Annotated in this window: 22 protein-coding genes and 1 tRNA gene; 17 read left to right on the top strand and 6 right to left on the bottom strand. The window is 59.2% G+C overall.

Annotation, left to right across the window (positions count from 1 at the left end; genetic code table 11):
• Positions 1–81 precede the first annotated feature (81 nt).
• Positions 82–795: a pyrimidine 5'-nucleotidase gene (locus tag ACQZ63_RS05190; RefSeq protein ID WP_013635389.1), complete on the bottom strand. Its 714-nt coding sequence runs from the start codon at positions 793–795 to the stop codon at positions 82–84.
• Positions 796–901: 106 nt separating this feature from the next.
• On the opposite strand from ACQZ63_RS05190, the gene ACQZ63_RS05185 reads away from it, so the two are divergent.
• A complete protein-coding gene (locus tag ACQZ63_RS05185; RefSeq protein ID WP_113555653.1) occupies positions 902–1,819 on the top strand; it encodes a DMT family transporter in 918 nt (305 codons plus the stop codon).
• Positions 1,820–1,867: 48 nt separating this feature from the next.
• Here ACQZ63_RS05185 and argB read toward each other — a convergent pair whose 3' ends face one another.
• Positions 1,868–2,752, bottom strand: a complete 885-nt coding sequence (argB, locus tag ACQZ63_RS05180; RefSeq protein WP_003514834.1) for an acetylglutamate kinase — start codon at positions 2,750–2,752, stop codon at positions 1,868–1,870.
• Positions 2,753–3,112: 360 nt separating this feature from the next.
• Between argB and ACQZ63_RS05175 the strand changes: the two genes are divergently transcribed.
• Positions 3,113–3,490 carry a hypothetical protein gene (locus ACQZ63_RS05175; protein ID WP_003514836.1) on the top strand — a complete coding sequence of 126 codons (378 nt, stop codon included), beginning with the start codon at positions 3,113–3,115 and terminating at the stop codon, positions 3,488–3,490.
• A 13-nt stretch (positions 3,491–3,503) separates the two neighbouring features.
• Here the strand turns inward: ACQZ63_RS05175 and yihA are convergent, their stop codons facing one another.
• Genes yihA through rpmH form a run of 4 tightly spaced genes read right to left on the bottom strand, consistent with a single transcriptional unit; the run spans position 3,504 to position 6,510 of the window.
• Positions 3,504–4,157, bottom strand: a complete 654-nt coding sequence (gene yihA / locus ACQZ63_RS05170; RefSeq protein WP_003514838.1) for a ribosome biogenesis GTP-binding protein YihA/YsxC — start codon at positions 4,155–4,157, stop codon at positions 3,504–3,506.
• Positions 4,154–5,953 (bottom strand): membrane protein insertase YidC, encoded by a 1,800-nt coding sequence (gene yidC, locus ACQZ63_RS05165; RefSeq protein WP_003514840.1) that lies wholly within the window; start codon positions 5,951–5,953, stop codon positions 4,154–4,156. Before yidC ends, yihA begins: the two co-directional genes overlap by 4 nt.
• A complete protein-coding gene (gene rnpA / locus ACQZ63_RS05160) occupies positions 5,953–6,336 on the bottom strand; it encodes a ribonuclease P protein component (protein ID WP_113555573.1) in 384 nt (127 codons plus the stop codon). The genes yidC and rnpA overlap by 1 nt, the downstream gene beginning before the upstream one ends.
• 36 nt (positions 6,337–6,372) lie before the next feature.
• On the bottom strand, positions 6,373–6,510 hold the full coding sequence (gene rpmH / locus ACQZ63_RS05155; RefSeq protein WP_013635393.1) for a 50S ribosomal protein L34: 138 nt from the start codon (positions 6,508–6,510) through the stop codon (positions 6,373–6,375).
• A 348-nt stretch (positions 6,511–6,858) separates the two neighbouring features.
• Here rpmH and ACQZ63_RS05150 point away from each other — a divergent pair, with 348 nt between their 5' ends.
• The 15 genes from ACQZ63_RS05150 (at position 6,859) to ACQZ63_RS05080 (ending at position 24,539) form a co-directional block, all read left to right on the top strand.
• Positions 6,859–8,886, top strand: a complete 2,028-nt coding sequence (locus tag ACQZ63_RS05150) for a methyl-accepting chemotaxis protein (RefSeq protein WP_113555652.1) — start codon at positions 6,859–6,861, stop codon at positions 8,884–8,886.
• Between the two features lie 255 nt (positions 8,887–9,141).
• Positions 9,142–10,560 carry a sensor histidine kinase gene (locus ACQZ63_RS05145; protein ID WP_034501842.1) on the top strand — a complete coding sequence of 473 codons (1,419 nt, stop codon included), beginning with the start codon at positions 9,142–9,144 and terminating at the stop codon, positions 10,558–10,560.
• A 217-nt stretch (positions 10,561–10,777) separates the two neighbouring features.
• A tRNA-Arg gene (locus tag ACQZ63_RS05140) sits at positions 10,778–10,854 on the top strand.
• A gap of 173 nt (positions 10,855–11,027) precedes the next feature.
• The gene (locus ACQZ63_RS05135) at positions 11,028–11,840 is read left to right on the top strand and encodes a class I SAM-dependent methyltransferase (protein ID WP_003514854.1); all 813 of its coding nucleotides are present in this window, start codon (positions 11,028–11,030) and stop codon (positions 11,838–11,840) included.
• A 217-nt stretch (positions 11,841–12,057) separates the two neighbouring features.
• On the top strand, positions 12,058–13,203 hold the full coding sequence (locus ACQZ63_RS05130; RefSeq protein ID WP_162686713.1) for an ABC transporter ATP-binding protein: 1,146 nt from the start codon (positions 12,058–12,060) through the stop codon (positions 13,201–13,203).
• Positions 13,200–14,126: a carbohydrate ABC transporter permease gene (locus ACQZ63_RS05125; protein WP_003514858.1), complete on the top strand. Its 927-nt coding sequence runs from the start codon at positions 13,200–13,202 to the stop codon at positions 14,124–14,126. The genes ACQZ63_RS05130 and ACQZ63_RS05125 overlap by 4 nt, the downstream gene beginning before the upstream one ends.
• Entirely contained in the window at positions 14,126–14,947 is an 822-nt protein-coding gene (locus ACQZ63_RS05120) for a carbohydrate ABC transporter permease (RefSeq protein ID WP_113555572.1), read from the top strand. Before ACQZ63_RS05125 ends, ACQZ63_RS05120 begins: the two co-directional genes overlap by 1 nt.
• Before the next feature lie 42 nt (positions 14,948–14,989).
• Positions 14,990–16,282 (top strand): ABC transporter substrate-binding protein, encoded by a 1,293-nt coding sequence (locus tag ACQZ63_RS05115; protein WP_013635399.1) that lies wholly within the window; start codon positions 14,990–14,992, stop codon positions 16,280–16,282.
• Between the two features lie 65 nt (positions 16,283–16,347).
• Positions 16,348–17,148 carry a phosphodiesterase gene (locus ACQZ63_RS05110; protein ID WP_448799097.1) on the top strand — a complete coding sequence of 267 codons (801 nt, stop codon included), beginning with the start codon at positions 16,348–16,350 and terminating at the stop codon, positions 17,146–17,148.
• A 277-nt stretch (positions 17,149–17,425) separates the two neighbouring features.
• Positions 17,426–18,922 carry an acetyl-CoA hydrolase/transferase family protein gene (locus tag ACQZ63_RS05105; RefSeq protein WP_003514866.1) on the top strand — a complete coding sequence of 499 codons (1,497 nt, stop codon included), beginning with the start codon at positions 17,426–17,428 and terminating at the stop codon, positions 18,920–18,922.
• 189 nt (positions 18,923–19,111) lie between these two features.
• A complete protein-coding gene (locus ACQZ63_RS05100; protein WP_013635402.1) occupies positions 19,112–20,434 on the top strand; it encodes an alpha/beta hydrolase in 1,323 nt (440 codons plus the stop codon).
• Between the two features lie 128 nt (positions 20,435–20,562).
• Complete coding sequence (locus ACQZ63_RS05095) at positions 20,563–21,600, top strand: 4-hydroxyproline epimerase (RefSeq protein ID WP_038489725.1); 1,038 nt, start codon at positions 20,563–20,565, stop codon at positions 21,598–21,600.
• Positions 21,601–21,713: 113 nt separating this feature from the next.
• The gene (pyrC, locus tag ACQZ63_RS05090) at positions 21,714–22,751 is read left to right on the top strand and encodes a dihydroorotase (protein WP_113555650.1); all 1,038 of its coding nucleotides are present in this window, start codon (positions 21,714–21,716) and stop codon (positions 22,749–22,751) included.
• Between the two features lie 65 nt (positions 22,752–22,816).
• On the top strand, positions 22,817–23,515 hold the full coding sequence (locus tag ACQZ63_RS05085; protein ID WP_003514873.1) for an orotate phosphoribosyltransferase: 699 nt from the start codon (positions 22,817–22,819) through the stop codon (positions 23,513–23,515).
• 97 nt (positions 23,516–23,612) lie between these two features.
• Positions 23,613–24,539 carry a carbohydrate kinase family protein gene (locus tag ACQZ63_RS05080; RefSeq protein WP_003514875.1) on the top strand — a complete coding sequence of 309 codons (927 nt, stop codon included), beginning with the start codon at positions 23,613–23,615 and terminating at the stop codon, positions 24,537–24,539.
• The last annotated feature ends 99 nt before the right edge of the window (positions 24,540–24,638 follow it).

Below are 24,638 nucleotides of genomic sequence, written 5' to 3'. Positions count from 1 at the left end.
GGGGGCAGTTCACTACTTAAACATCCGTAACGTGCATGAAGCTTCGGTAATGTCGTCTGCGCTCGATTTCGATGTTACCTGTCAGCGGGCGATCGTTTTGATCAGGAAACCGGTCAGATCGTCAGTGATGTAGTCGATATGCTCATCCGTCGCGGCGGGGATCTCCCAGCGCTCCATGATGACGCCTTCGAGGTTCGAAGGAACGAGCAGCACGGTCTTCATGCCGAGTGCCTTGGGCGCCGCGAGATTGCGCGGCAGGTCCTCGAACATGGCGGCTTTTCTGGTGTCGAGCTTCGCAAGTGCGGCAAACTTCTCATAGGTCGCACTGGCCGGCTTTGGCAGATAGTCCGCGGCGACGATATCGAAAATATCCTCGAAATGGTCGAGAATGCCGAGCGCGCCAGCCGCTGCCTGTGCATGCTTGACGCTGCCATTGGTGAGGATGAACTTGCGGCCCGGCAACGCCTTGATTGCCTCGCCGAGCTCCGGATGCGGGCTCAGCGCGGAATAGTCGATGGCATGCGCGCGCTCCAGAAACTCGTCCGGGCTGATGCCGTAGTGGATCATCAGGCCCTGAAGCGTGGTGCCATGTTCGTGGTAATAGCGCTTCTGAAGTGCGCGAGCCTCGTCGGGCTCGAGCTTTAAAAGCTCCGCAACATAGGCCGTCATGTTACGATCGATCTGCGAAAACAGATTGACGTGATGCGGATAGAGCGTGTTGTCGAGGTCGAAGACCCATTCGCTGACGTGGGCGAAATCGGCGGCATCGGGCAGGTTTTTCGGCTTTGTGTCCATGGGCAGCTTTATGCCCGTTTCGAATGCCGAAGAAAATCGAAAAGACGACGACAGACGGGAAAATCGGGCTTGGCTGCGGCCTCCAGCGCATGATACCGCCAAGATCATGGAACTCTGGATAGGCATAACCTTCGCAAGCGCGTTCTTGCAGAACCTGCGCTCGACCCTGCAAAAACACCTGAAGGGCATGATGGGCACCACGGGCGCAACTTTCGTGCGCTTCGTTTTTGGAATGCCCTTCGCTCTTGCCTATCTCGTTTTTCTGCATGGTGTACTTGGCCGGCCGCTGCCGGTGCCGAACATGTCATTCGCCGTCTGGGCGATGGTCGGGGCCATGGCGCAGATCGCCGCCACTTTCCTGTTGGTGCACCTGTTTTCCTTCCGCAACTTCGCGGTTGGCACGGCCTATTCCCGAACTGAGCCGGCGCAGGCGGCATTGTTTGCGCTGATTTTCGTTGGCGAAAGCGTCAATGGCGGCACTCTTGCGGCCATCGCTATTTCGGTGGCCGGCGTCATGCTGATTTCGGTTGCACGCACGGAAGTGACCCCTGCCTCCATTCTCACCTCCATCTTCAGCCGGACGGCGGGCATCGGCCTCGCCTCGGGGGCTTTTTTCGGCCTGTCGTCTGTCGCTTACCGTTCGGCCTCGCTGGCGCTAGCACCCAGCCTGCCGGCACCGGATGCGGTGATGCAGGCCGGCTTTACCCTCGTCGTTGTCATCGTGACGCAGACCTTGGCGATGTTCTTGTGGATCGTATGGCGGGAGAGGGACGAATTGCGGCGGATCGCGAAGGCGTGGAAACCGTCGCTTGCGGTCGGTTTCGTGGGGGCCACGGCGTCATTCGGCTGGTTCACGGCGATGACGTTACAACAGGCGGCCGTGGTCAAGGCGCTGGCGCAGGTGGAGATGCTCTTCGCCTTCGCCTCGACCGTGCTCTTCTTCAAGGAAAAGATCAACCGGCTGGAACTTTCGAGCTGCCTGCTGATCGTTCTGGGCGTGCTGTCGCTTCTGATATTCGGCTGAAAGTGTTGTCGTGGCGGACAGGCACTCCCGTCCGCCACATGAACCGTATCAGGGCACGATGAGCGTGCCCGCGCCTTCCGTGAAGATTTCCAGAAGAACGGAATGGGCGGTCTTGCCGTTGAGGATCACCACGCCCTGAACACCGGCCTTGATGGCCTCGATGCAGGTCTCGACCTTCGGGATCATCCCACCGGAAATCGTGCCGTCCTTGATCAGCGCACGCGCCTGGGAGACCGTCAGTTCCTTGATGAGTTCCTTGTTCTTGTCGAGAACACCAGGCACGTCCGTGAGGAACAGGAGGCGGGTGGCGTTGAGCGCACCGGCAATTGCGCCGGCAAAGGTGTCGGCATTGATGTTGTAGGTGGCGCCATCGCGACCGGGAGCGACGGGAGCGATGACCGGGATCATCTCCGACTTGGCAAGCAGGTCGAGCAGGGTGCGGTCGACCTCGACGACTTCACCGACAAAACCAAGATCGAGAACGCGCTCGATATTGCTGTCGGGATCGACGACGGTCTTTTTCGCCTTTTCGGCGAAGACCATGTTGCCGTCCTTGCCGCACAGGCCAATGGCCCATTCGCCCGTCTGGTTGATGAGCGCGACGATCTCCTTGTTGATCGAGCCGGCCAGAACCATTTCGACGATCTCGACTGTCTTGGCATCGGTAACGCGCAAGCCGCTTTCGAACTTCGATTCAATGCCCATCTTCGTCAGCATCGCGCCGATCTGCGGGCCGCCGCCGTGCACGACGATGGGGTTGATACCGGACTGCTTCAACAGGGCGATATCTTCCGCAAAAGCCTTTCCAAGTGTTGAGTCGCCCATGGCATGACCGCCATATTTCACCACGATGGTCTTGTTCTCATATTTCTGCATAAAGGGCAGAGCCTGTGCGAGCAGCCGCGCCTGAGTCTCGCTTTCGGAAGCAGTCATGGAAAAACCTCGGTCTGTGGTTGCGGCCCTTGAGAGCCTTTCATCGCTCTACAGCATCGGCGCAAAAATCGGAATCGATTTTTGCGGTGCAGGATGCGCAGATTCGGCATGTCGATGCGTTTGCAAAGACAGGTGAATACGCGGGGTGAATGAATGAAGTAACCTCCGGGCCATATTGTGTCGGCGCATAGTAAAATTCCGCTTTTGGGCGGCCTGGGGCGCGTAATAAGATTGACATAAAGCACCAATCGGACCAGCCTTGTGGCGAGCAGGGGAGGGGTTATTCAGCAGGGCGACGGAGGATCGTTGCGCATCGCAAAAAACGATGCTGGCCTGAACGACCGAGGAGTTTGAAAACATATGACCGTACCGGATCGAGACAAGCAAAGCGGTTTGCGGGACGAAGTACTCGCTGGCGAATATGTGCTGGGTGCCTTGCCACCGGAAAGCATGGCGGAGCTTGCAAAACGCGTCAAACGCGACCGCCAGTTTGCGGCCATGGTCAGGCGCTGGCGGGACAATCTGGCGGAAACCGAATATCGCGAAAGAGCGGGCGTTGCAGCCCTGCTTGACAGGGATCCGCTTCGCTCCGGTCTGCCATTCAAGGGCCAGCCGCTTCGCAATGGCAGCATATTCGCCGCAATGCTTCTGGAGGTGTGGAATTCCGTGCGTTTCTGGCGGCTTCTGGCATTGACGGCGATGCTGTGGACCGCCGTCCTGCTTTTCACCATCGCCTGAAGGCGATGGTCTTTTAGAGCGAGACCGTTCGTACGATCTCGGCGCGCAGGCTATCCAGCCCGAAGGATTTTTCCGACGAGGTAGCGAGAACTTCCGGATAGGCGGCGGGACGCTTGCGGATTTTCTCCAGCGTTTCACTGATCAGCCGGGGAACGCCAACGTCCTTGATCTTGTCCGTCTTCGTCAGCACGACCTGATAGGACACGGCCGCCTTGTCGAGCAGGCCAAGAACCTCCTCGTCGTTCTTTTTTATTCCGTGGCGGGAATCGATCAGCACGTAGACGCGTTTCAGCGTCGCACGTCCACGCAGGTAATCGAAGACGAGCTTCGTCCAGGCATCGACGTGGTCCTTCGGCGCCTGCGCATAGCCGTAACCCGGCATATCGACTAGCGCCATCGGCGGCAGGTCGCCCGGCTCACCGGAATAACCCTCAGGAACGAAGTAGTTCAGTTCCTGCGTGCGTCCGGGTGTGTTGGAGGTGCGGGCAAGGCCTTTGTGGCCCACCAGCGCATTGATGAGCGAAGACTTGCCGACATTCGAACGTCCGGCGAAGGCAATCTCCGGCGGGCCTTCGGGCGGCAGGAATTTCATCGCGGGAACGCCGCGAATGAATATCCAGGGTCGCCCGAAGAGGGGCTTTTCGGTTGCCGGGCCGGTTTCACTCATTTCGATTGCACCGGCTTTCGCTTGAATAGCCCTTTGAGATTATCGAACAGTTCGATCTTGGCACCGTGGCGCTTCATGATGAGGGCCTGCTGCGAGATCGACAGCGTGTTGTTCCATGCCCAGTAGATAACCAGACCGGCGGGGAACGAAGCCAGCATGAAGGTGAAGATCAGCGGCATCCAGGTGAAGATCATCGCCTGTGTCGGATCGGGTGGGGTCGGGTTCATGCGCATCTGCAGGAACATCGTGATGCCCATGACGAGCGGCCAGACGCCGATCATCAGGAAGTGCGGCACGTCGTAGGGCAGAAGGCCGAACAGGTTGAAAAGCGAGGTCGGATCGGGCGCGGAAAGGTCGTGAATCCAGCCGAAGAACGGTGCATGCCGCATTTCGATGGTGACGTAGATGACCTTGTAGAGCGCGAAGAAGACCGGAATCTGCAGCAGCATCGGCCAGCAGCCGGCAACCGGATTGATCTTCTCTTCCTTGTAGAGCTGCATCATCGCCTGCTGCATGGCCATGCGGTCATCGCCATGCTTGGCCTTCAGCTCTTCCATCTTCGGCTGCATGCGCTTCATGTTCGCCATGGATGCATATTGCTTGCTGGCGAGCGGGAAGAAGAGAGCCTTGACGACGATGGTGGTCAGCAGGATGGCCACACCGAAGTTACCAAAATAACGGAAGAAGAAATCCATCATTTTGAACATCGGCTTGGTGATGAAGTAGAACCAGCCCCAGTCGATCAACAGGTCGAACTTCGGAATGGAATATTCGGTTTCATAGCGGTCAACCAGCGGCACTTCCTTGGCACCGGCGAAGACAAGGCTCTTCAGTTCGATGGACTGGCCGGGTTCGACCGTCATCGTGTCGCTCTTGAAATCGGCCTGGTAGCTCGGCTGATTGCCCTTGATGTGCGAGTAACGCGTTTCGAACGGTGTCATCTGCGGCGGCACAATGGCAGCGGCCCAATATTTGTCGGTGATGCCGAGCCAGCCGCCGGTCGCCTTGGCAATCGTTACCGGGGTTTCTTCGACATCCTTGTATTTTTCTTCCGTCAGGCTGCCGTCTTTGCCCGAGACGCCGAGGAAGCCTTCATGGATGACGAAAACGGGCGGTATTGCGGGCTTGTTGTTGCGCGTCACGCGGCCGTAGGTGGCAAAGGAGACGGGCGCCTGCCCGGGGTTCTCGACCTTGTCGTTGACCGTGATCATGTAATGCTGGTCGATCGAAACGGTACGGGAGAAAACGACGCCATTCTGGTTGGTATACTTCAGCGTAACCGGTGTGGTCTCCGTCAGCTTGTCACCGCTTGCGAGCGTCCACACGGTCGCAGGACCGGGAACGCTGCCGGCATCGGCACCGCCAACGTAACCGAGTTCGGTGAAATAGCCGTCCTTGGTGTCGGAAGGCGAAAACAGCGTGATGATCGGGCTCGAGTCATCGACGGTCTCATGGTAGCCCTTGAGCCGGATGTCATCGAAGCGGGCGCCGGTCAGATTGATCGAGCCGGCGATGGCGTTGGTGTCGATGGCCACACGCTGGCTTTTTGCAATCGCCTCTTCACGCGTCGCAGTGGCGGCGGCCTGCGTGGAGGAGGCAGGCGGTGCGCCGTCGACGGTCACGCCGGGTGCGGCACCCGGTGCCGGTTGTTGCTGCGTCGTCTGCTGCTGCGCCTGGCGGGCCTCTTCGGCGCGGCGCTGCTGCTCGATGCGCGGATTCATGTAAAGGAATTGCCAGGCGAGGACGATGACAACCGAAAGGGCTATCGCGATGAAGTAATTGCGGTTCTTTTCCATCATTCTTTCCTGGAGCGGGTGTCCTGGGACCGTTTCGGTTTCGCCGTTCCTTCAATTCGCTCGGTAAGGAGAGACTGAAGTTTCGGGAAGGCCGTCTCGAGCACGTCCCTGCGGGCGACAATCACATAGTCATGGCCGGGCTTCATTGCGAATCCGGCAGAAAGCCTGACGGCTTCCTTGAGACGGCGGCGCATGCGATTTCGCTCGACCGCGTTGCCTTGTCTTTTCGTTACGGTGAAACCGACCCGAGGTTCGGTTTCCGGGGTTTTCCTGTCGAGGATCTCCAGAAGAAAGGTGCCTCCCCGACGCTTTTCCCCCGTCTGCACGGCAAGAAAATCCGACCGGTTTTTAAGCCGGCCGGGCAGTTTTTTTGTCTTGCTCATGTGCCCGCGACTTTCATCGGGCCACAGAGACGGCAATTAAGCCGACAGACTTGCGCGGCCGCGCGCACGGCGGGCTGCGAGAACTTTGCGACCGCCGGCAGTAGCCATACGGGCACGGAAACCATGACGACGCTTGCGAACAAGCTTGGATGGCTGGAATGTACGCTTCGACATTTATTTAATACCGCGGTGTGCGGCCCTTCTTGAATTTGCACTATTTGCAAGAGCGTTTCGTTTTTTGCACGGCTAACCCCGCCTGGGCGAGCTTTTAATGGCCGAGCGTGCGCGGCTTATAAGGGCATAGGCCGAGCAAAGTCAATTGCCGAAGGGGTTTTCGCGCTTCACCTTTTGCGGAAGCGCCATGAAATTGGCTTCGCTCACGGGCGCTGCGGGCGCATTCCGATCGCACGATCGGTAAATTCTGAAATTCTTTCTTAAGGCGGCATTGATAAATGTTGTGATGGGAAAAGTTATGCCAGCTTCCCATTTTCCATCGTGCGGCTGGCTTTTGGGGGAACGAAATTGAGAATTCGCGGTCGTATCAATCTTCTTGTCGGGCTTATGAGCCTTGTGGCCTGCACCATCGGCGGCCTGTCCATATATGCGGTCAGCGAGTTTCAGGTGCGCACGGTCGGATACGAAAAGGCAGCGGAGCGCGCCTATAAGGGTGAAGCGCTGAACCGGCTTGTGACTGCGGTCGTCATGGAGGCGCGCGGGGTCTACGCTGCGCCCGATATCGAAAAGGCGGCACCTTTTGCTGATGGCATCGTCAAGAACCTCGACGCCATGGAGAAGCTGATCGCAACCTGGACCCCTCTCGTTCCGGCAGAACAGAAGGCGGCCTTCGACAATCTCTCCAGTCGCTTCAAGGAATTCAAGGCCTTCCGTCTGGAAACGGCGCGGCTTGCCCGCGAGGCCGGCCCGCAGGCCGCCAACCAGCAGGGTAACAACGACGCAAACCGGGCCAACCGCAAAGCCTATCAGGCGGAAATCGATGCTGTCGTGAAGAATGACATCGCCGGGCTTGAAGCCGTCAAGGCGGGCATCGACGGGTTTGTAACGACGACCTTCTGGCTGGTCATCATCGTCACCGGCAGCGGCATATTGGCCGGCGCGGCGTTCGGCCTCTACATCGGAGCGCGGCAGCTGAGCGCGCCCATCCGCAAGGTTTCGGAAGTGATGAATGCCGTTGCGGACGGAAATCTGGATGCGGACGTTCCCTATCTCGGCCGGACCGACGAAATCGGCGAAATGGCAGCGGCAGTCGAAGTCTTCAAGAAGAACGGTCGTGAAGTGCGCCGCATGAATGCGCAGGAAACCGCCATGCGTGCCAAGAGCGATGATCTGCAGGCCGGCATGGCCGTTGTCGTCGACGCTGCGGCCCAGGGCGATTTCAGCCGCCGCATCAACAAGGACTACGGCGACGAAAACCTCAATCGTTTCGCTGCGACGATCAATGCCCTGCTCACCGGCGTGGACAATGGTGTTTCCGAGACCAGCCGCGTCATCGAAGGTCTGGCGCGGGGCGATCTGACGGAAAAGATGGATGGCGAGTTCCGCGGCGTCTTCGCCGAGCTCCAGACCAATGTCAACGAGACGCTGGCCAAGCTGCGGGAGACGATGCGGGAAGTGCGCAGCAGCACGGAAGGCATCAGCGGCAATGCGAACGAATTGCGTTCGGCGGCCGACGACCTTTCGAAGCGGACGGAACAGCAGGCTGCGGCACTGGAGGAAACCTCCGCCGCCCTTGATGAAATCACCGCGGTCGTTCGCAATTCCACGGATCGGGCACAGGAAGCCAGCACCATGGTTGCCGAGACCAAGCAGAAGACGGCAGAATCCGCCAATGTCGTGCGCGATGCCGTCTCCGCCATGGATCGGATCGAGCATGCCTCGCGGGAAATCAGCCAGATCATCAATGTCATTGACGAGATCGCCTTTCAGACCAACCTCCTGGCGCTGAACGCCGGCGTTGAGGCCGCGCGTGCGGGTGAGGCGGGCAAGGGCTTCGCTGTCGTCGCACAGGAAGTGCGTGAACTGGCGCAACGCTCCGCGACGGCTGCGAAGGACATCAAGGCGCTGATCACCAAGTCCGGCGAAGAGGTCGGTCGCGGTGTGTCGCTGGTGCAGAGAACCGGCAGCGCGCTGGGCGAGATCGAGACCCGCGTTCTGGCTATCAACGAACATATCCATTCGATCGCCACGGCGGCGCGGGAACAGTCGACCGGCCTGCATGAGGTGAATACCGCCATCAACCAGATGGATCAGGTGACGCAGCGCAATGCCGCAATGGTCGAGGAAACCTCGGCCGCAACCCACAAGCTGAGCGGTGAAGCGGGCCATCTCGTCACGCTGGTGGCGCGCTTCAAGGTCGGCGTAGAGGATGGTCAGATCCGCTCTCGCGCAGAACAGCCGATGCGGCCCGTGGCGGTGTCCGAAAGGGCAGCGGCCGTGGCCTCTCCGGCACGTAAATTGATGAGCAGCGTCAGCCGCGCTCTCAACGCCCAACCAGCCGCTGCTGTAGCGAACGGGGACTGGCAGGAGTTCTAAGCCATTCCGCCTGCGGTTTCGCTTGAGACCGGTTCTAAGTCAAACGCCGCCCTCCCGGGCGGCGTTTTGTTTTTCAGGCGATGGAAACGTTTGTTTTGCAACGCATTTGAAAAATATCTGTTAGGTCCTATTATCGTGCTTGCATATAAACCGAGCCGTTCCACCGAAGCGGCGGCGCGCATACAGGATCAGGGCCCGGTGTTTTCTAAAGGCGTAGACAGCTTGGACGGCACGGAAGACAATCCGGTGCACTGCATGCCGGGATTGACCGGGGGGCTTTCCGGGCGCCTGCTGTTGCTCACCGTTATTTTCGTGATGATTGCGGAAGTGCTGATCTTCGTGCCTTCGGTCGCCAATATGCGCCTTTCATGGCTGCGGGACCGTCTGAACACGGCGGCAGCAGCCGGCGCGGTGATCGATGGCTTGCAGGCCGAATTGCCGCGGAGCGTGCAGAACGACACGCTGATGGCCACCGGGGCGAAGCTGATTGCGCTGCGCAAGGATGGCACATCGCGCCTGCTTGCCGTGGCGGAAACGCCACCCGGGGTCGATGAGCAATATGATCTTTCCGATGTCTCGCAACTGGCAGCGGTGCGGGATGCCTTCTCCACATTGCTGTTTGGCGGCAATCGCGTCATCCGCGTTTTCGATGTGGTCGGAGACAGCGACACCATCATTGAACTCGTGCTGGGTGAAAACAAACTACGGGCGGCGATGCTGGCTTATGCCCGCAATGTTTTCCTGATCTCCATCGTCCTGTCGCTTGTCACCGCCGGTCTCATCTTCGTTTCCATCAACCGCATCATGATCCGGCCCATACGTCGCCTGACGCTCGGCATGCAGCGTTTTTCCGAGGAACCAGGTAATCCCGAGCGGATTTTCGTGCCGGAGGAGGGAAGCGACGAGTTGTCCGTCGCGGGCCGTCACCTGGCCGACATGCAGACGGAGTTGCAGAAAACCCTGCGGCAACAGAAAAACCTCGTGGATCTCGGTCTGGCGGTTTCGAAGATCAATCACGACATGCGCAATATCCTGTCATCCGCACAGCTTATGTCGGACCGGCTGGTGGACGCCAAGGATCCGATGGTCAGGAGCTTTGCGCCGAAACTGCTGCGCACGATCGACCGCGCCGTGGCCTATACAACCGAGGTTCTGGCCTACGGGCAGGCGACGGAAGGCGCGCCGAAACGCAAGACGGTGCAGTTAAGTCTTCTGGTGCGGGATGTGCGTGACATTCTGGCGCTCGATCCGGAAAGCGGCATCGAGTTTCACGATAGCGTGCCGCCCGATCTCACCGTCGATGCGGATGCCGAGCAGCTTTTCCGGGTGATCCACAATCTCTGTCGCAACGCCGTTCAGGCACTGCAATCCGACACGGCGAACGCGTCGCCTCGGCATCTGTCGATTGCAGCCCAGAGGGCCGGCAACGTCGTCAGCATCGTGATAGACGACAACGGGCCGGGAATGCCACGCAAGGCGAAAGAGAACCTGTTTTCCGCCTTCAGGGGATCGGCCCGCTCCGGCGGCACCGGTCTCGGCCTCGTGATTGCGCGGGAACTTGTGCTTGCTCATGGCGGCACGATAGCGCTTGTCGAAAAACCCGGTCCCGGCACGCAGTTTCGCATCGAGATCGCCGACCGCGCCGCCTCCGTACACGCCGCTCGGACCGCCTGATCACTTCGCCTGAAGAAGGTCCTGCACAATCGCCGCACCTCCCGGAATATGCGCCCCATATGGCCACTCAAAAATGCCCTTGATGGAATTTCTAGTATAATCAATAAGATACATGAATTGCTGCGGAAAAATGACAATTTCGAAACGAAATCGCTTGCAATCGGAATGAGGACGTTTTAGAGGATCGCCACGCCACCGGAAATGACCGGAACGGCACGCACCCGTAGCTCAGCTGGATAGAGCACCAGACTACGAATCTGGGGGTCAGGAGTTCGAATCTCTTCGGGTGCGCCATTTCTCTTCCCACAAAAATACTATGATACGGCCTTTGCCTAAAGCTGTTTGTTGTGTCGATAGAATATCGGTACTGTTGGCATATCCGTAAAACCCACGTGGCGAACAGATTCCGAATTTCCCTTATATGTGCTAAAGTTCCGGGGTCATCAGCTGACCGCAGGGTGAAAGCCATGTTGGAAACGGACAAGGTTTTTGCCGGCTCTATCCCGGAAAACTACGACCGCTATATGGTGCCGTTGATTTTCGAGCCATTCGCCCGCGATCTGGCACGGCGGGCGGCGGCGTTGACGCCGATCAATGTTCTGGAAATCGCCGCAGGTACCGGGGTTGTCACGCGTGAACTGGCACCAGGATTACCGCCCGCCGCAAACTATGTCGTGACAGACCTCAACCAGCCGATGCTCGACTTTGCGGCGTCGCGCCAGGTGCCCGACAATCGCATCCAGTGGCGCCAAGCCGACGCTCAGGCGCTGCCGTTCGAAAATGCTGCTTTCGATCTCGTTATCTGCCAGTTCGGTGCGATGTTTTTTCCCGACCGCCCGTCTGCCTATCGCGAAGCGAAGAGGGTGCTGAAGCCCGGCGGCCATTATTTATTCAACGTATGGGACCGCATCGAGGAGAATCATCTCGCGAATGAGGTGACGAACGCCCTTGCAAGCCTGTTTCCCGACGATCCGCCGCGCTTCATGGTCCGCACCCCGCACGGCTACCACGATACGACATTGATTCGTGGTGAGCTGGAAAGTGCCGGCTTCTCTCGGGTGGTGATCGAGACGATAGCGGCGCAAAGCCGTGCATCGTCACCGCGCATTCCTGCCATCGCCTATTGTCAGGGAACCGTTCTCCGGACCGAAATCGAAGCCAGAGCGCCGGGAAAACTTGAAGCCGCGACGGACTGCGCCGCATCCGCCATTGAAGCGCGCTATGGCAGCGACGAAGTCGTCACCAAAATTCAGGCTCATGTGATTCTTGCAGCCGTTTAGAAACCGGGCCCGCGAGGCTCGCGGAGCCGGTGAACAAGCGTCGAGCTCGGATAGTCGAACTGCCCCCTGATATTAGCGGTTTTTTGTGAAGGTCGGCATCGCAAGGCATGGCGATGAGCAGGGATTGCCGGGCTTTTCAGTGTCACGGAACTTTCTGCAAACCTTCGTCATATTGTCATACAATATAAGCATATGCGCTCCAGAAAAGGAGCGCAGAATGACGCCACAATCACTTGAACTTTCGGGTATCGGAAAAGGCTTTGGAGCTGACGATGTTCTGAAAGAGATCGATCTCTCCATCCGTCCCGGAGAATTTTTGTCCCTCGTCGGCATGTCCGGCTGCGGCAAGTCAACGCTGCTGCGCATCATCGCGGGGCTGGAAACGCCGGATCGCGGTTCGGTGACGATCGGCGGTCAGGATGTGACGGAGATCGATCCGAGTGACCGCAATCTGGCGATGGTGTTTCAATCCTACGCGCTTTATCCGCATATGAGCGTGCGCCAGAACATCGCGACGCCGCTTCGGATGCGACGTCTGCCGCTTGCTGCACGCTTGCCACTGATCGGAAGATTTGCGGCGCCTGCCGAAACTTTGCGCCAGATCGATGCTGCCGTCGAACAGGCGGCCGAGACCCTGCAGATCGCGCATCTGCTGGACCGCAAGCCGGCCCAGCTTTCAGGCGGCCAGCGCCAGCGAGTGGCTCTGGCCCGAGCACTGGTGCGCTCGCCTGCCGCATTCCTCATGGACGAACCACTCTCCAACCTAGATGCAAAGCTTCGCGCCCACATGCGCGAGGAGCTTGCCGGGCTCCACCGGCGGTTGGGCGCGACGTTTATCTACGTCACCCATGACCAGATCGAAGCGATGACAATGTCGGACCGCATCGCGCTGATGTCGGAAGGTCGTATCGAGCAACTGGGCACGCCGGACGAGCTTTACCGGAAACCGGCGACACTGACGGTTGCGCGCTTCATTGGCACGCCGTCGATCAACCTGCTGCCGGTGGAAATCCATGCTGAAGGTAAGGTCACGGCTTTCGGCCGCGATCTTGGCGTCGAGGCTTCTGGTCGTGATGCCGGCCCGGCGACGCTTGGCCTTCGCGCCGAGGATCTGCGCCCGGGTGCGGAAGGCTTCGCGGTGCGGGTGACCCGCAGCGAAACCCACGGCGCGGACCGTTTCGTGAACTGCCGTCTTCTGAGCGACGAGACCGTCGCCATTACCCTGCGTCAGGCCGCGGGCGAGGTGTTGGGCGCCGATGAGAACGGTGTGATGAACCTCGGCTTTGCGCCGGAGCGCGTGCATCTTTTTGCCGCAGACGGCCTGCGTCGCAAGACGACGGTGCGTGAAATGGTGCCGGCATGACGGCGGTTGATTTTTCCTCGGCCACGCGCGCAAAGTCTCGCCCGCGCCTCTCGAAGGCGGACCGGCGGATGATCTGGCGTGGCCTTATGTTCGCGGCACCGGCAAGTCTGCTGCTTTTGGCGATCTATATCGTTCCCATATTCGTTCTGGCCGGTTTTTCCGTCACAGATTACAAGCTCGGCGCACTCTCCACCCGCTTTGTGGGTCTCGACAATTTCGTGAAGGCTTTCCACGACCCGGTCTTCCTGCGCGCGCTGGCGAATACGGCCATTTATGCGGTCATCGTCATTCCCTTCGGCGTTTTCCTGGCGCTTGGCGTCGCTTTGCTCGTTTATAATCGCAAGCGCAGCCGTGCCTTCTGGGAAGTCGCTTATTTCCTGCCCGTCACCGCAACGCTCGTCGCCATGGCGACCGTGTGGCAATTTCTGCTGCATCCTTCGCTTGGCCCGGTGAATGCGGCGATCAAGTGGTTCGGCTTCGAGCCCGTCGCGTTCCTCTCCAACCCGGTCCTGCTCATTCCCACCATGGCGCTGATGGGTGTCTGGCAGGTTCTGGGCTTCAACATGGTGCTGTTCCTCGCCGGCCTCACCGCCATTTCGAAGGATCTGCACGAGGCATCGAGACTGGACGGCGCGAAAAACCCGATTGACCGGTTTCTGACGGTGACTTGGCCGATGCTGGGGCCGACGACGATGTTCGTGGTGGTCACCACCTCGATCTCGGCCTTCAAGGTGTTCGAGACGGTTGCCGTGCTGACCAAGGGCCGCTTCGGTTCCGAAACCCTGCTTTTCGATCTCTATCTTGAAGGGTTCGAATATTCCAACACCGGTTATGCCGCTGCGCTGACGGTGATCTTCCTCGCTATCGTGTTGATCCTCTCGATCGGCCAGACGCTGCATATGGACCGGAAGGTGCACTATTGATGGCCGCGCTCCGCAAATACTTCCCGCATCTCGTGCTGGCACTCGGCGCTTTCTTTATGCTCCTGCCGTTCTACTGGATGATGTTGACGTCGATCCGCTCGCCTGCGGAAATATTCGACGTCTCGCTCTGGCCGATCCCGGCGAAATTCGATGCCGTCGAAAACTATACCCGCGCAGCGAGCCAGGTGCCGATGGCACGTTTCATGCTGAACGGCGTCATCGTCTGCGTCGGTATCCTCGTCGTACAGGTCCTGACATCGGTGCCGGCGGCCTATGCGCTGGCGAAGCTCAGGTTTCCGGGCCGCAAGCTGCTGCTGGGTCTCATCATCGCGGCACTCTGCGTGCCAATTCAGGCACTTGCCCTGCCGCTTTTCGTCGGTCTGGCGAAGACGGAACTGCTGAACACCTATTTCGCGATGATGATGCCGTTCTTCCTGTCGGTCTTCGCCATCTTCCTGTTCAACCAGTCCTTCCGCAGCTACCCGGATGAAATCATCGAAGCGGCCCGCATGGATGGTTTTTCGGAAATGGAGATTTGTTGGGGACTGGTGCTGCGCGGCTCGCTGCCTTCGCTCGCGGCTTTCTCGATCTTCTCGCTCGTCGCCCACTGGAACGACCTTTATTGGCCGATGATCGTGGTCTCCGACACCAATCTCGCCCCGCCGCCGCTCGGCATGATGCTTTTTGCGGATGTCGAATCCGGCGCCAATTACGGTGCCCTGATGGCGGGCGCAACACTGATTACCGCGCCAATGGTGCTGTGCTTCCTCCTCGCACGGCGGCATTTCATCGCCGGTATTACCATGACCGGCGTCAAGTGACGTCGTTCGAACTCCTCCTCCCAACCCATTTTGGAGAATGACATGAAAATTAACCGACGCGCTCTGATGGGCGGTCTGGCACTCGGCGTGGCCTTTGCAGGCCTCGCAACGCCGGTTCTTGCCAACGAAATCACGCTGAACGTTCTCTACAACCTGCCGGGTTTCACGAAATTCCATCAGCCGCTGGCCGATGAATTCATGAAGAAGAACCCGGATGTGAAGATCAACTTCCTCGCTCCGGCCGCAGGCTACAATGAAGGCCAGCAGCAGGTCTTGCGCTCGGCCGTCACTGGCAATCTGCCCGACGTTTATTTCTCGGGTTACAACCTGACGGCGGAACTGGTGCACACGCTCGCACCGCGCAACCAGATCACCGATCTTAGCCCATTCATCCAGGCTGAAGGCGGTCAGGCCTTCCTCGACAAGAACTACAGCCCGAAGATGGCAGCTCTCGGCCAGATCGACGGCAAGCAGTACGGCCTGCCGGTCAACGCTTCCTCGCCGATCATCTACATCAACTCCGACCTCGTCACCAAGGCTGGCGGCGACCCGGACAAGATGCCGACGACCTTCCCGGAGCTGATCGCTCTCGCCAAGAAGATCAAGGCACTCGACCCGAAGTTTGCGGGCATGAGCTACGACATCAATGGCTGGCCGGATGACTGGTTGTGGCAGGCGCTCGTTTTCGAACAGGGCGGCAAGCTCGTTGACGAAAAGACCAAGACCGTTGCGTTCGACAACGAGATCGGCCTCAACGCCCTGAAGATGACCCGCCAGTTCGTCACCGAAGGTGGTCAGAACCTGCTCGACTGGGACCAGTCGCGCCAGCAGTTCGGTGCAGGCCTTACCGGCTTCATCTTCTCGACGCCCGCCCACGTTCAGACCATCACCGGCCTGGTTGGTGACCGCTTCAAGCTGAAGACGGCAACCTTCCCGCTCGACAACAAGGAAAAGGGCGGCGTGCCGACGGGCGGCAACTCTGCCGTTATCCTGACGCAGGAAAAAGCCAAGCAGGACGCGGCGTGGAAGTACCTGAAGTGGATCACCGGCCCCGAGGCGCAGAACACCATCGTGCGCATCACCGGCTACCTGCCGACCAACAAGCTGGCAACCGGCGCTGACTTCCTGGCTCCCTATTACGCCGAGAACCCGAATGTGAAGACAGCTTCGCTGCAGGCTGATCGTTCTCTGCCGTGGGCCGGTTATCCCGGTGGTGATTCCGTCCGCATCTGGCGCACCCAGCGCGATATCATCGGCACCGTCATGCGCGGTGAAGTGTCGCCCGAAGCCGGTCTCAAGCAGATCGTCGAGCAGACCAACGCCCTGCTGAAGTAAGCGACACCATGGAAAAGGCTGCGGGAACCACATTCTCGCAGCCATTTTATGCAGAGAGACCGACAATGAAGATCATCCAGATTACAGACACCCATCTTTTGCCGCTAGGCATTGCGATAAACGGCGTGGATCCCGAGAAGCAGTTGCGCGCGGCGATATCAGATATCGTCGAAAAACATCCCGACGCCGACCTTCTGGTGATGACGGGCGATCTTTGCAATTACGGCGAGCCGGAGGCCTATGAACTCCTTCGCGACATTTTGGCGCCCGTGTCCTTGCCCGTGCGGCTGATGCTCGGCAATCACGACCGCCGTCCGGAATTCGTGGCGGCTTTTCCCGAACAGCCACGGGATGAAAACGGCTATATCCAGTCCTTTATCGATACCGAATTCGGCCGGCTGCTGTTTCTCGACAGCCACGAGGCCGATGTCATCGGCGGCATGTACGGTGCGGATCGCCTGACATGGCTGGACAAGGCGCTTGAAGGCGCTGGCGACCTTCCCGTGACGGTTTTCGTTCACCACCCGCCAATGGATTGCGGTATCCGGCATTTCGAAAACATCGGCATGCATGATGACGGCGCGGTTATGCAGCGTCTAGGCAGACATCCGGCTGGTGTGCGCCATATTGTTTTTGGCCATATCCACGTTCCGATGGCGGGCACCAGCGCTGAAGGCATCGCCTATAGTTCCGGCCAGGCCTGCGCGCATCGCTTCATCACCGATATCGAGGTTGTCGATCCCCTGTGGACCGGCGGCAACCCCTGTTACCGGGTGATCAGCCTCGGTACATTCGGCATGCGTGCCTATGATGTCGAAGTAGGGCAGGTCGTGCTGGGTCAGGCCTCCGCATGCGAAGGCCCCTGATTGCGGGCAATAGCTGAGGCAACCCTCCGGCAAGTAATGAGGCGATCCATACGCCTCATCAGCGGTTGCGGTCGGCTGCGATGCTGCGATGGCCCCGCAGCCTGTCGCGCCGATGCGCCACTTGCGGTTTGTCGATCAGATTTTATGGATCAAAGCCATGGTCCCGTTCACACCCTTGATCTATGTCAGTTTCATCGTTGAAACTCCGCGCCATAGTCACTGGTGAGGTGGCCAGCCACGTGACGCGCCATCTCGAATGCAGATCATGGAGAAGTGCATGCTTGAAAAGCGTATCCGCAACGCGTCCCTCTTGAACAGGATCGTCAGCGCCGAAGAGGCTGCCGGCCTCATTCAGGATGGCATGACGGTGGGCATGAGCGGCTTTACGCGGGCCGGCGAAGCAAAGGCGGTACCGCTGGCGCTGGCCGAGCGTGCGAAGACGCACCCGATGAAGATCACCCTGATGACCGGTGCATCGCTTGGCAATGATCTCGACAAGACCATGGTGGAGGCGGGCATGCTGGCGCGCCGTATGCCGTTTCAGTCCGACCCCGCTTTGCGCAAGGCGATCAATGACGGCAAGGTGATGTTCATCGACCAGCACCTTTCTGAAACGGTCGAGCAATTGCGCGGCGGCCAGATCCACGGTGTGGATGTGGCCATCATCGAGGCGGTGGCGATTACGGCGGACGGCGGTATCGTGCCCACCACATCCGTCGGCAATTCGGCGAGCTTTGCCATTCTTGCTGAAAAGGTCATCGTTGAGATCAATCTGTCGCAACCCGACGTTCTCGAGGGGTTGCATGATATTTTCATCCCGGCAAAACGCCCGACCCGCATGCCCATTCCCGTGGTGGCAACGGACAGCCGCGTCGGTCTGCCGTTCATTCCGGTGCCGCCGGAAAAAATCGCCGCAATCGTCCTGAGCGACAAGAGCGACAGTTTTTCGACGGTGCTGCCACCTGATGACGAGACCAAGGCGATTGCCGGCCATCTCACCGAATTCCTGCTGAATGAGGTCCGTCATGGCCGCATGACCCACGAACTCCAGCCGTTGCAGGCCGGTATCGGCACCATCGCCAATGCCGTCATGCACGGTTTCATCGATACGCCGTTTCACGATCTCAAAATGTATTCGGAAGTTCTGCAGGATTCGACCTTCGAGCTTTTCGACGCAGGCAAGCTGACTTTCGCCTCCGGTTCATCGATCACGCTCTCCTCTGCCATGAACGAACGGGTCATGCCGCGACTGGCCGATTACAAGAGCAGGCTGATCCTGCGTCCGCAGGAGGTCAGCAATCACCCGGAGGTCATCCGCCGCCTCGGCATCATCGGCATCAACACCGCGCTGGAGTTCGATATTTACGGGAACGTCAATTCCACTCATGTCGGTGGCACTCACATGATGAACGGCATTGGCGGCTCGGGGGATTTTGCCCGCAACGCCTATATGTCCATCTTCGTCACCAAGTCGATTGCCAAGGGCGGCGCCATCTCCAGCGTCGTGCCGATGGTCAGCCATGTCGACCATACCGAACATGATGTGGATATTCTGGTCACGGAAATCGGGCTGGCCGATCTGCGCGGCCTTGCCCCGCGTGAGCGCGCTGCTGTCATTATCGCAAATTGCGTGCATCCCCACTATCGCGATGCCCTGACGGACTATTTCCAGCGGGCAGTGGCACGTGGCGGACATACGCCGCACCTCATTGAAGAGGCACTGTCCTGGCACAATGCCCTTCGCGAAAGGGGCACGATGCTGCCGCAGCGATAGAACTCGCCTGCACGTTACAATCACGTCTCCCGGCTCCGCAAGGCGGGAAAATTGGGTCTGTTTGGACACACCGGCGCGGAAATCTCCGCGCTTGCGCGATGGTTGCTGGCGCGGCAGTTCCGCCTCCGGTAGAAATTCCTGTCCTCTGGCCGCTATCCGGCTGCCTTTGGGTTGCAGGAGAATGATGTGATGCCCATCCGCTTCGTAGCCATAATCGCGATTGTTGCCCTGCTCGCTGGCTGCGGGGGGCGTCCCATCGGGGTCATGACGCCAACAGGGCAGACCGTGGCTGGAACCACGCCCGTCAATCTCCTGGTCGCCACCACGCGAGCGCCCTCGGACAATGCCGCCGTGCTTTTCGGCGGCGAACGCGGAACCGGGTTGAAGGTCGATGCCGTCACCATCTCCATTCCGCCCAAGGCCAACCGCAAGGTCGGGCAGGTGCAGTGGCCGAAGAAGCTGCCGCCTAACCCTCTGAAGGACTTCACCACGGTGGCGGTTGAGCCTGTTCGTTCCGAAGCGGAGACGAAAAGCTGGATCAGCAAACATATCCATAAGGACCGCCGCGTTCTGGTCTTCGTGCACGGTTTCAACAATCGTTACGAGGAATCGGTCTATCGCTTTGCGCAGATCGTCTATGATTCCGGCTCGGATGTCGTGCCTGTGGTTTTCACATGGCCGTCACGGGCGAGTATTTTCGACTATAATTACGACAAGGAAAGCACCAATTACTCGCGCGATGCGCTTGAGGAAATGCTGACCCGTCTGGCAAAGGACAAGTCGATCGGCGAGGTCACGGTCATGGCGCATTCCATGGGCACCTGGCTTGCCGTGGAGGCGCTGCGCCAGATGGCCATCCGCAACGGCCGCGTCGATCCGAAGATCAGCAATGTCATTCTGGCAGCACCAGATCTCGATGTGGACGTATTCAGCCGGCAGTTCGCCAGCTTCGGCAAGGCGCCGCCGAAATTCACCCTGTTCGTCTCGCAGGATGACCGTGCGCTCAGCCTGTCGCGCCGCATTTCCGGCAATGTCGACCGTCTGGGCCAGATCGACCCTTCCGTCGAACCCTATCGCAGCCAGCTGGAAAAGGCCGGCATCACTGTTCTTGATCTGACCAAGCTGCAATCCGGTGACCGGTTGAACCACGGCAAATTTGCAGAAAGCCCTGAAGTCGTGCGCCTGATCGGCGACCGCCTCATTGCCGGCCAGACTGTGACGGATTCCGATGTCGGTCTGGGGGAGGCGCTGGGCGCGGTCAGCATCGGTGCCGCGCAAACTGTCGGAACGGCGGCAAGCGTCGTGGTCAGCGCGCCCATTGCGGTTTTCGATCCGCGCACGCGTGAAAATTACGGCAGGCAGGTGGAGAGGCTCGGCCGCTCTGTTGAAAACACCGTCGGATCGGTTGGTGATACGGCCGGCTCCGTGGTGGACGATCAGGCAGTTCAGTCTTCGAGAGTGAATTGCGACGCCGCCGCCAATCGTAACCGGGCGGAGTGCCGCAATCGCTAGATCACGATGAGAAGTGGATGGCGAAAACCATAAACGATTTTCGCCATCCAGCTCGCGCAGATTTGTATACAGCTTGTATTTTTACCTATATGGTCGGGTCAACAGCTCAACTTCCGGAGTAAGATCCCATGCGTTGGAAACGCACCCTGCAGCTTCTCGATGTTCATTGCGAAGGCGAAATCGGCCGTGTCGTCACCGGCGGCGCGCCGAAAATTCCCGGCAACACCGTGGCCGAGCAGCTTAACTGGATGAATACGGATCCAAAAGGGGAAGCCCTGCGCCGCTTTCTGACTCTGGAGCCGCGTGGCACGCCCATGGGGTCAGTCAATCTTCTGCTGCCGCCGAAGCACCCGGATGCCCATACGGCCTTCGTCATTCTCCAGCCGGATCAGGCGCATGCCAGCTCCGGCTCCAATTCCATCTGCGCGACGACAGCACTTCTGGAAAGCGGCATGGTGGAGATGCAGGAACCGGAAACGGTCGTCATTCTGGAAACGGCCGCCGGTCTGGTCAAGGCCACCGCCACCTGCCGCGACGGGCGCTGCGAAAAGGTCAAGCTGACCATGGTGCCGTCCTTCGTGCATGAGCTGGATGTGACCATCGACACGCCCGAATGGGGCAAGGTGACGATGGATATTTCCTATGGCGGCATCTTTTACGCGCTGGTCGATGTGCGCCAGATCGGCCTGACCATCGAAAAGGCCAATGCAGCGAAACTGGTTGCTGCGGGCATGATCCTCAAGGACCTCGTCAACAGTGAAATGACGGTCGTGCATCCCGAAATCCCCGCCATATCAGGCGTGGCCTATGTGATGTTCCGCGATGTGGATGCCGATGGTTCCATCCGCACCTGCACCACCATGTGGCCGGGCCGGGCGGATCGCTCGCCTTGCGGTACCGGCAACTCCGCCAATCTTGCAACGCTTTACGCGCGCGGCAAGGTGAAGGTGGGAGACGAATACAAATCCCGTTCGATCATCGGTTCGGAATTCGATGTCGGCCTTTCCGCCGTCACCGAAGTGGCAGGTCGTCCGGCGGTCATTCCCACCATTGCCGGGCGCGGTTTCACCTTCGGGCTGCACCAGGTCGGCCTTGACCCCTTCGATCCCTTTGCGGACGGCTTTGCCATGACGGATGTGTGGGGTCCCGAAGCGGGCGGCATCTGAGGCTCGCTTCAAAAAAATGACATTTACAGCCGCCCGATGCCTCTCGGCGGCTGTTTTCCTGTGATGAAAGATGCTAAGCGGGCGCCAATTCCGTCATGCTCCGAGGTATCCCGATGAAGTCGCTCACCCTTCGCCGCCCTGATGACTGGCATCTGCATCTGCGCGATGGCGCCATGCTGGAAGGCGTGATCGGGGATACGAGCCGCCATTTCGCACGCGCAATCATCATGCCGAACCTGGTGCCACCGGTGGTCACCTGCGCCGATGCCCGCGCCTATCGCGAACGCATCGTCAAGGCCATTCCTGCGGGCGACCGTTTCGAGCCGCTGATGACGCTTTATCTCACCGAGGACACGCAGGCCGACGACGTGGAAGAGGGCAAGAAAAGTGGCCTTATCACCGCCGTGAAGCTCTATCCGGCCGGCGCGACCACCAATTCCCACGGCGGCGTGCGCGATTTCAACAAGGCGATGCCGGTTCTGGAACGCATGGCGAAGATCGGCCTGCCGCTTTGCGTGCATGGCGAGGTGACGACGCCGGAGGTCGATATTTTCGACCGCGAGAAAGCCTTCATCGACACGGTTCTGGAGCCGCTGCGCCAGCGCCTGCCTGAACTCAAGGTGACGATGGAGCACATTACCACCCGCGATGGCGTGGACTACATCAAGTCGTCCAAGGCCAATCTCGCCGGTTCCATTACCACTCACCATCTCATCATCAACCGCAACGCCATTCTGGTCGGCGGTATCAAGCCGCATTATTACTGCCTGCCCGTCGCAAAGCGCGAGGAGCACCGGTTGGCACTCCGTGCGGCCGCGATTTCGGCTGATGCCCGCTTCTTCCTCGGCACCGATTCCGCCCCGCATGTCGATCCGCTGAAGGAATGCGCCTGCGGCTGCGCCGGCATCTATACCTCGATCAACACCATGAGCTGTCTTGCGCATGTCTTCGAGCAGGAAAACGCTCTCGACAAGCTGGAAGCCTTCGCTTCCCTCAACGGCCCAGCCTGGTACGGGTTGGCGCCAAATGAGGAGACGATCACGCTGGTGAAGCGCGATGAGCCGGTGTCGTTTCCCGCCAAGATCGAGACGGGCGCCGGGCCGGTGACCGTATTTGATCCGATGTTCCCGCTTCATTGGGACGTGAGCTGATTTTTTTTAATGACCGCCGGCACTGCCGGCGGTTTTGTTATGAAGGCCGAAAAAGGAGAACGCCTATGAACCATTTCACATTCACTGACCGCACTGTCGTTGCAGAACTGGTTGCGAAGATGTTGTGGGAAATCAAGGCGGTCCACTTCAATTCGGAAAGCCCGTACACCTTCGCTTCGGGCATGAAGAGCCCCGTTTATATCGACATGCGCAAGCTCATTTCCTTCCCGCGCATTCGCTCTGCGGCAATGGATTTTGCGGCAGCGGCGGTTATGCGCGAGGCCGGTTTCGAGAAATTTGACTGTGTCGCGGGCGGTGAAACGGCGGGCATTCCCTTCGCGGCTTTCCTTGCTGAGCGTCTTGGCCTGCCGATGATCTATTGCCGCAAGAAGCCAAAGGGCCATGGCCGCAACGCCCAGATCGAAGGCCATATGCCGGAAGGCGCCCGCGTGCTCGTCATTGAGGACCTGACGACGGCCGGCGGCTCGATGTTCACCTTCATCGACGCCATCCGCGCGGCAGGCGGCATTGTCGATCACGGTATTGCGCTCTTCTATTACGGCATTTTCGAACAGGCCGAAGCGCGCTTCGCCAATGGCAATGTCAAGCTGCATTATCTCACGACCTGGCGCGATGTTCTGGCTGTTGCCCGGGCTGAAAAGCTGTTCGACGAAAAGACCCTGTCGGAGGTCGAGGCCTTCCTCGATAACCCGTTGCCATGGTCTGCAAAGCGCGGCGGCGTCAGCGAATTGCCGCAATCTTAATTTCGGATGCGGCCAGCCAGCTTGTGGCTGGCCTTCCGATAGATCTTCGTCTAAATCGATTTAAGTCCATTTGATTTGCTGTTTGAGGAGGACCGTAATGATCCTGTGTTGTGGTGAAGCCCTGATCGACATGCTGCCCCGGCAGACGACGCTGGGTGAGGCGGGTTTTGCCCCCTATGCAGGCGGAGCAGTCTTCAACACGGCCATTGCGCTCGGGCGTCTCGGCGTCCCGTCCGCGTTCTTCACGGGTCTTTCCGATGACATGATGGGCGATATCCTGCGGACAACCCTGCGGGCGAGCAACGTGGATTTCAGCTATTGCGCAACGCTTTCGCGGCCGACCACCATCGCCTTTGTCAAGCTCGTCGATGGCCATGCCACCTACGCCTTTTATGACGAAAACACCGCCGGCCGTATGATCACCGAGGCAGAGCTTCCGGCCTTGGGCGCCGATTGCGAGGCGCTGCATTTCGGCGCGATCAGCCTCATTCCGGAACCCTGCGGCAGCACCTATGAGGCGCTTATGGTGCGCGAACATCAAAGCCGAGTCATCTCCCTCGATCCGAATATCCGCCCCGGTTTCATCAAGGACAAGCAGTCGCATATGGCCCGCATCCGCCGTATGGCTGCCATGTCGGATATCGTGAAATTCTCTGACGAAGACCTCGAATGGTTCGGTCTGGAAGGTGATGAGGACACGCTCGCTCGCCACTGGCTGCATCACGGCGCGAAATTGGTCGTCGTCACCCGTGGCGCCAAGGGTGCGGTCGGTTACACCGCCAATTTCAAGGTGGAAGTGGCTTCCGAGCGGGTGGAGGTCGTCGATACCGTCGGCGCGGGCGACACCTTCGACGCCGGCATTCTCGCCTCGCTGAAAATGCAGGGGCTTCTGACGAAGGCGCAGGTCGCTTCGCTGACGGAAGAGCAGATCAGAAAGGCTTTGGCGCTCGGCGCAAAGGCTGCTGCGGTGACCGTCTCGCGAGCTGGCGCAAATCCGCCCTTCGCGCATGAAATCGGATTGTAAAGGATATGGTTGAACCGTTTTGAAAAGGCGGTTCACCACTCCTGCCTGGGCCAGGGTCGTAAAAAACCGATATTTGGATATCAAGAAGCTTGTGTCGGC

This window comes from Agrobacterium sp. CG160-95, from assembly GCF_053521725.1.
Note: the sequence above shows the minus strand (reverse complement) of the source record. Positions and strands in the feature narration are given on the sequence as shown.